The sequence below is a fragment of the Phenylobacterium sp. genome (assembly GCF_036501465.1).
GTDB lineage: Bacteria > Pseudomonadota > Alphaproteobacteria > Caulobacterales > Caulobacteraceae > Phenylobacterium.
The window spans coordinates 1-5924 of sequence record NZ_DASYAF010000081.1 but is presented as its reverse complement, the minus strand read 5'-3'; the positions used below and the strand labels follow the sequence as shown (position 1 = coordinate 5924).

The 5924-nt window shown below is 68.0% G+C and carries 4 protein-coding genes and 1 pseudogene; 3 read left to right on the top strand and 2 right to left on the bottom strand.

Annotation, left to right across the window (positions count from 1 at the left end; genetic code table 11):
• Together VGL85_RS08870 and VGL85_RS08865 are read right to left on the bottom strand one after the other, a co-directional pair.
• Positions 1 to 2474, bottom strand: a 2474-nt coding sequence (locus tag VGL85_RS08870) for an efflux RND transporter permease subunit (RefSeq protein ID WP_331588192.1), incomplete at its 3' end; no start/stop codon positions are given.
• A complete protein-coding gene (locus VGL85_RS08865) occupies positions 2471 to 3643 on the bottom strand; it encodes an efflux RND transporter periplasmic adaptor subunit (RefSeq protein ID WP_331588190.1) in 1173 nt (390 codons plus the stop codon). The genes VGL85_RS08870 and VGL85_RS08865, both read right to left, overlap by 4 nt.
• 189 nt (positions 3644 to 3832) lie before the next feature.
• Between VGL85_RS08865 and VGL85_RS08860 the strand changes: the two genes are divergently transcribed.
• The 3 genes and pseudogenes from VGL85_RS08860 to VGL85_RS08850 form a co-directional block, all read left to right on the top strand.
• Positions 3833 to 4678 carry an alpha/beta hydrolase gene (locus VGL85_RS08860; RefSeq protein WP_331588188.1) on the top strand — a complete coding sequence of 282 codons (846 nt, stop codon included), beginning with the start codon at positions 3833 to 3835 and terminating at the stop codon, positions 4676 to 4678.
• 66 nt (positions 4679 to 4744) lie between these two features.
• The gene (locus VGL85_RS08855; RefSeq protein WP_331588186.1) at positions 4745 to 5530 is read left to right on the top strand and encodes a hypothetical protein; all 786 of its coding nucleotides are present in this window, start codon (positions 4745 to 4747) and stop codon (positions 5528 to 5530) included.
• Positions 5531 to 5616: 86 nt separating this feature from the next.
• Positions 5617 to 5924: pseudogene (locus tag VGL85_RS08850) on the top strand (nitronate monooxygenase); the annotation flags it as partial.

Sequence of the window (5924 nt, the reverse complement as noted above, 5' to 3'; positions counted from 1 at the left end):
CCCGGCGCCAGGTTGAAGGACAGGGTGGCGGCGGGGAACTGGCCCTGGTGGCTGATGGTCAGGCTCGAGGTCGCGTTCGGGTTCACCTTGACCAGGTAGGACAGCGGCACGTTCTTTCCGGTCAGCGGCGAGAGCAGATAGACCGTGTTGAACAGCGCCGTGGTCGCCGCCAGTTTCGGCGGCGCCTCGATCACCACGTGATAGGCGTTTAGCTGGGTGAAGTACTGGGCCACCTCGTCCTGGCCGATCAGGTCGTAGAGCGCGGCGTCGATATTGGCCGGTGAAATCCCGAACCGCCCGGCGGCGTCGCGGTCGATGGTCATCATGACCGCCGAGGCCTGCGACTGCTGGTCGGAGCTGACATCCCTCAACTGCGGCATGGTCTGAAGCGCGCTCAACATGCGCGGCGCCCAGGCGTTCAACTCGTCCAGGTCCGAATCGGCCAAGGTGTACTGATACTGGGCGCGGCCGGCGCGGCCGCCGACATTGATGTCCTGGGCGGCCTGCAGGAAGGTCTGCACGCCGACCAGTTGGGCGAGCTTGGGCCTCAAGCGGGCGATGATCTGGTCCGCCGAGGCCTTGCGGCCGCTGTCCTTGGGTTTCAGGCTGATGAACAGGTTGCCCTGGTTGGTGCTCGATCCGCCGACGAACATGCCGAACCCGGCGATGCCCGGATCCTGGCGCAGGACGCTGGCCACCGCCTCGGCCTTCTGGCTGGCCTTGGCGAAGGAGGCGTCCTGGGAGGTGACGAAGACGCCGGTCAGGAAGCCGGTATCCTGTTGCGGAAAAAACCCCGTCGGCACGATGGCGTAGAGGGTCACCGCGGCAAGGGCGGTGAGCACGAAGACCGCCAGGGTCACGCGCATATGGGCCAGCACGACGTCCAGCGCCCGGGCGTAACCCGTTTCGATGCGATTGAAGCCCGTCTCCAGCGCCTTGATGAACCGGTTCTTCGCCGGCTCCGGCGCGCGCAGGAACCGGCTCGCCAGCATGGGTGTCAAGCTTAAGGACAGGGTGATCGACACCACGACCGCGGCGCTGAGGGTGAGGGCGAACTCCCGCATCAGCCGCCCGACCACCCCGCCCATGAACATCAGCGGCGTGAACACGGCGATCAGCGAGATCGAGATCGACAGGATGGTGAAGCTGATCTCGCTTGCTCCGGCCAGGGCCGCTTGCAGCGGCGCCTCACCCGCCTCGATGCGTCGCCAGATCACCTCGACCATGACGATGGCGTCGTCGACGACAAAACCGACGGCGATCGACATGGCCATCAGCGACAGGTTGTCGACGCTGAAGCCGATCGCGAACATCACCCCCGCCGTGCCCAGCAGCGATAGCGGGATCACCACGCTGGGGATCAGCGTCGCGCGCACGTTGCGCAGGAAGAGGAAGATGACGCCGACCACCAGGAAGATGGTGATCAGAAGCGTGATCTCGACGTCCCTGACCGAGGCGCGGATGGTTTGGGTGCGGTCGGCGACGACGTGCACCGCGATCGCGGGCGGTATGTCCGCCTGCAGCTGCGGCAGGGCCGCGTTGATGCGGTCCACCGTCTGGATGACGTTGGCGCCCGGCTCCTTGAACACGATCAGCAGGATGCCGCGGCCGCCTTCCAGCGTCTTGTCCAGATTGGCCTTGCCCGGCTCGACCCAGGCGCCGATCTCCTTGTTCTCGACATCCTGGACCGCGTTGCCGATGTCCTTGACCCGCACGGGCGCGCCGTTGTGGTAGCCGACGACCAGGTTGTTCCACACGGCGACGTCCATGATCTGGTCGTTGGCGTAGACGGTGGAGGCCTTCTGGGCGCCGTTGATCAGCCCTTTCGGCGCATTGACCGTCTCGCTGGCGATGGTGGCCCGGATGGCGTCGAGCTGCAGGCCGAGCGCGGCGGCCTTGTTCGGATCCAGCCGGATTCGCACGGCCGGCTTCTGCGCGCCGCCGATATTGACCAGGCCGACGCCGTCGATGCGCGAGATCTGCTGCGACAGGATGTTGTCGGCATAGTCGTCAACGGTCGAGATCGGCAGGGTGTCGGAGGTCAGCGCCAGGATCATGACCGGCGCGTCAGCCGGGTTCACCTTCCTGATGGTCGGCGGGCTGGGCAGGTTGGTCGGCAGCTGGCCGCCGGCGGCGTTGATCGCCGACTGCACGTCCTGGGCCGCCGCGTCGATGTTGCGCGACAGCTCGAACTGAATGGTGATGTTGGTCGAGCCATTGCCACTGACCGAGGTCATCTGGGTGACGCCGGGGATCAGCGACAGCTGGCGTTCCAGCGGCGTGGCGATGTTCGAGGCCACGGTCTCGGGACTGGCCCCCGGCAGGTTGGCGTTGACCTGGATGGTCGGAAAGTCGACCTGAGGCAGGGCCGCCACCGGCAGGTTGAAATAGGCGACGATGCCGAAGACCAGGATCGCCGCGGCGATCAGCGAGGTCGCGACCGGCCTGTGGATGAACGGGCTGGAGAGGTTCACGCGCCGGGCTTCCTCGCCGGCGCAGCCCCCTCCGGCGCCGCGCCCGCCGCCGGATGGACCGCGACGGTCATGCCCGGCTTCAGGGACATCTGCCCGTCGGTGACCACCAGTTCACCGGCCTTGAGGCCGCTCTGGATCACCGCGATCGTGTCCTGGGTGGTTTCGACGGTGACCGGCCGCAGGCTCACCTTGTTGCCCGCCCCGATGACATAGACGTAAGCCCCCTTCGGACCCTGATTGACCGCGGCCGCCGGAATGGTCAGGGCGCCCTGCAGCGTCTGCAGGATCAGGCGGACATTGATGAACTGGCCCGGCCACAGGGTTTTCGAGCCGTTGGGAAACTGCGCCTTCAGTTCGACGGTGCCGGTCTGCTGATCGACGTGATTGTCGGCGACGCTGAGCTGACCCATGCCCAGCGAGGCGCCGGTCTCCTGGCTGAGCGCCTCGGCGGGCAGCGGCCGGCTGAAGCCGCCGGAAACCTCGGACAGCTTCTGAAAGTCGCCCTGCGGCACCGAGAAGGTCACCGCGATCGGGGTCAGCTGATTGACGCTGACGATGCCGGTGGTGATCGAGGTGGTGACGATGTTGCCGGGATCGATCAGCCGCACCCCGACCCGGCCGGCGATGGGCGACTTGATCGTGCAGTCGTTCACGTTCACCTGGGCCGCGGCCACCGCGCCCTGATCGGCCAGCACCGTCCCCTCGTCCTGTTTGACCAGGGCGGCCTGGTCGTCGACCTGCTGCTTGGCGATCGAGTCCTGGGCGGCCAGTTTCTGGAAGCGCGCGAGATCGACGCGGGCGCCGGCCAACAGCGCCTGGTCGCGCCTGAGCGCGCCCTGGGCCTGGGTCAGGGCCGCTCTGAACGGCGCGACCTGGATCTCCGCCAAAAGGTCGCCGGCCGCCACATCGGTCCCTTCGGCGGCGACATAGGTCAGCATGCCGTTGACCTGGGTGTTGATCAGCACGCTCTTCCAGGCCTGGGCCGCGCCAAGTCCGCTGACCGAGACCGGCATGTCCTGAACCACGACCTTGGCGGCGGTCACGGACACGGACGGCGGCTTTTGTGGCGGCGGGGCTTTCGGGTGGAAGAACACCCAGGCCAGCAAGGCGATGACCACGACGCCCAGGACCGCGAAACCCCAGCGAAACCGCCGCCGTTGCGCTGCCATCAATCATTGCCTCGTCGTTGCGCGCTCGGTGGCGACCGGGGGAGGGGCCGTGAAGGCCTCGGTCGCCGCGGCTCCGGCCGCGGATCGACACTAGCCGGGGCTTATAGGAGATCAATAGCGCAGCCATGTGTCGGTGCGGAAACGCCACGCTCTATGCCGTCCCGCCGCGATTGGGCTAAACCTCCGCCCATGCCGGTTCAACCCCTCGCCGCCCCGTTGCGCGCCACCCGCTGGCCGGACGGATTCTTCACCGTCTCCGACGGGACCCGGCTGCACTATGTCGAGGCCGGCCAGGGCGCGCCGGTGATCCTGCTGCATGGGGCGCGGGGCTCGGCGATCGGCAACTGGTTCTCCAACGGCATCGCGCCGAAACTGGCGGAGACCAATCACGTCTATGCGCTGGACATGCGCGGCCACGGCCTCTCCGGCGGCGAGCGGCACGGCCATCTGCACATGGCCGCCGACGTCATCGCCTTCATGGATCAGAAGGGTGTCGAAAAGGCCCATGTCGCCGGCTATTCCATGGGCGGCGGCGTGATGCTGCAGATCCTGGCCAAGGCCCCGCACCGGTTTCTCACCGCCTGTTTCCAGGGCTCGGGCGTCTCGGAGACCGCCGAATGGCGTGATCGCGTGCCGGCGGACATCCAGGGCCGCGATCCCGACGAGGAGCGCGCCAACGCCCTGGTCCGCGCCCGGCGCGCCGCCAAGGGCGAGGAGGTGGGCAATAATCTGGGCGAACGCCTCGCCAGGGCCGCGCCGCGCGCGCTCGCCGCTGTCGAGAACATGGCCGGCCGCTTCCAGGCGCAACTGCTCGGCGTCGACCTGAAGGCCATCGACTTTCCGGTCATGGCCATCAACGGCGAATACGACCGCCCCAATGCCCGCACCCACAGGCTGGCCCGCGAGGTAGCCGACTTCACCAATCTGGTGCTTGCGGGCAAAGGGCATCTGACGGCGATGATGGCCGGCTTCATTCCGTCCGAATATGTCGAGGGCTACGCCGCCTTCGTGGTCGCCAACAACCCCAGGTCCTGAGCCCGCCGCCTTGGTTCCGCCACAAGCGCTGCCCAGCCTTGGCGCCTGGGGAACGGCGGGATTCGCGTGGCCGAACCTCAAGGGGCGCGGATGGGTGGACGGCGGATACAGGCCTATACGGCCGCGGGGCGGATGGACGGCGCCTGCCCCTATTGTCATCGCGACCTCCCCGAATGGCCGACCAGGTCGCAGCCCTGCCCCCATTGCGGCCATGAGATCCTGGTCCGCACCCGGCCGCTGGACCGCGAACGCGTCCTGGTCACCGAGGCCGAAGCCGAGGCCGTGGAGTTGCAGTGGGAGCTGTCGCGCGAGCGCGGCGGCGCCTCGCCGCTCCGACCGCTGCTCGACGAGCGCGAGCTGGAGGCCGAGCGCGCCTCGCTGTGCATCCGGTTCGGGCGCGAGCCGCAGCCGGACGATATCGCCGCCTCGCTGATCTCCCACCGCGCCTTCGAGCACATGCGGCGGCTGGAACTGGGCAGCTATCGCGACGTCATGCTGGCCAAGGCCGCGCTCTTAGACCAGCAGGGCCGCGAGACCGAGGCGCTGGCCGGCTACCTCGGCGTCTGCTTCCTCGACCTGAACGGCGCGCGCAACCCGCCGCCGCCCGGCCCGGACGGCGTGGCCATCCGCGTCGCCGGCGTGGTGACCGGGTTCTCGCCCGAACAGGCCTTCCTGGCGCCGTCGGTGGTGGCGCGCTGCGTCCACCTGGTCGCGCTGCTGGACCAGGACGAGGACGAGGTGCGCGCCGGCTTCACCGGCTATTGCGAGCGCCAGTACCAGAGCCTGCGCACCCCACGCCGGCCGCACGAGACCTGGCCGCCGCTCGGCGACGCGATTTTCGCCGGCGGCTGACGCCCGCCGATCCGTTTGTACTTTACGGCGTAAATTCTTCAGGCTATTCGGACGCCATTCCCGAATTCCCAGCTCAGAGAATGTCCATGGCCCTGCCGCCCGTGCTTCGCGATCGCCTCCGCCTGCCGGTGATCGGCTCGCCGCTGTTCATCATCTCCGGACCCGACCTGGTCATCGCCCAGTGCAAGGCCGGGATCGTCGGCGCGTTTCCGGCCCTGAACGCCCGGCCGATCTCGCAGCTGGACGAGTGGCTGGCCCAGATCACCGAGGAACTGGCGGCTCACGACCGCGCCCATCCCGAGGCGCCGTCGGCGCCCTTCGCAGTCAACCAGATCGTGCACAAGACCAATAATCGGCTCGAGGAGGACGTCGAGCTCTGCGCCAAGTACCGCGT